This is a genomic window from Pseudomonas sp. XP2, assembly GCF_053557975.1.
The window spans coordinates 1-1,307 of record NZ_JBNRIK010000018.1; the positions used below are offsets into that span (position 1 = coordinate 1).

Consider the following 1,307-nt stretch of genomic DNA (forward strand, 5'->3'; position numbering starts at 1 on the left):
GTTGACCGGGCGATGGCCATCTTGCCGTGCAACGTCAATGTCATGGACAGCCAGGGCTTGATCCTGGGCAGCGGCGCACCAGTCCTTCAAACCACCTCAGACCCCTTGCGGAATTTCCTCCCCACCCAGCGCCTCGAACAGCGCCGGCAGGAATTCGGTAAAGGTCATCATCATCAGCAGGAAGCTGGCATCGAACTGCTGCGCCGCCTCATCACCACCGTCCTGCTCGGCCTGCTCCTGCAGCAGCTCTTCGAACTTCAGGCGCTTGATTACCATTTTATCGTCCAGAATGAACGACAGCTTGTCTTGCCAGGCCAGGGCCAGCTGGGTTACCACCTTGCCAGTGCTCAGGTGCAGCTGAATCTCCTCGCCGGTCAGGTCCTGGCGCTTGCAACGCACGATGCCGCCGTCTTCGGCGGTGTCACGCAATTCGCACTCGTCCAGTACATAGAAGCCTTCGGCGGTTTGCTGCGTTTTTACCCAGTCGGTCATGGTGGCGGTTGGCGCAACCTTCACCGTGGCCGGGCGCACCGGCAGCGAGCCCATCACTTCACGCAGGGTGGACAGCAGGTCTTCGGCACGCTTGGCACTCGCCGAGTTGACCAGGATCACACCCAGACGCGGGGCGATGGCGGCGAAGATCATCGAGCGGCGGATGAACGCACGCGGCAGGAAGGCCTGGATGATTTCGTCCTTGATCTGGTCGCGTTCTTTTTTATAGACCTTGCGCATCTGCTCGGTCTCGATCTCTTCGACCTTTTCCTTGACCGCGTCGTTGACCACGCTGCCAGGCAGGATGCGTTCTTCCTTGCGGGCGGCAATCAGCAGGAACTCGCCGCTGACATGCACCAGAGGAGCGTCTTCGCCTTTGCCGAACGGCGCGACGAAACCATAGGTGGTCAGCTCCTGGCTGGCGCAGGGGCGGGCCGGCTTGCTGGCCAGTGCGGCTTCCAGCGCTTCAGGCTCGAACGGGACTTCCTGGGTCAGGCGGTAGGTCAGCAGGTTCTTGAACCACATGAGGGGTAACTCTCCTTAATGCATAAGGCGGGCATTATTCTCCGAGCGGAGCTCTGAGGCCAACCCTGTCAGAGGGCCAGCAGTGGCTTATGCATAAAAGAAACAACCGGCAACGCTAGGTCTTTGAAAGGCATGAGGTTTTTTTTGAAAAAAGTTTAAAAAGTGCTTGCCAGGGTGCGGGGTCGTCCGTAGAATGCGCGCCACACCGAGACGAAGGGTGATTAGCTCAGCCGGGAGAGCATCTGCCTTACAAGCAGAGGGTCGGCGGTTCGATCCCGTCATCACCCACC

Annotated in this window: 1 protein-coding gene, 1 tRNA gene and 1 pseudogene; 2 read left to right on the forward strand and 1 reads right to left on the reverse strand. The window is 59.6% G+C overall.

Features of this window, described 5'->3' with window-relative positions:
* Nucleotides 1-81, forward strand: a pseudogene (locus tag ACK1VC_RS18815) (sugar diacid recognition domain-containing protein); the annotation flags it as partial.
* Between the two features lie 15 nt (nucleotides 82-96).
* Here the strand turns inward: ACK1VC_RS18815 and rdgC are convergent.
* Nucleotides 97-1,017 (reverse strand): recombination-associated protein RdgC, encoded by a 921-nt coding sequence (gene rdgC / locus ACK1VC_RS18820; protein WP_016485300.1) that lies wholly within the window; start codon nucleotides 1,015-1,017, stop codon nucleotides 97-99.
* 215 nt (nucleotides 1,018-1,232) lie between these two features.
* On the opposite strand from rdgC, the gene ACK1VC_RS18825 reads away from it, so the two are divergent.
* Nucleotides 1,233-1,305: transfer RNA gene (locus ACK1VC_RS18825), tRNA-Val, on the forward strand.
* Nucleotides 1,306-1,307: the final 2 nt, after the last annotated feature.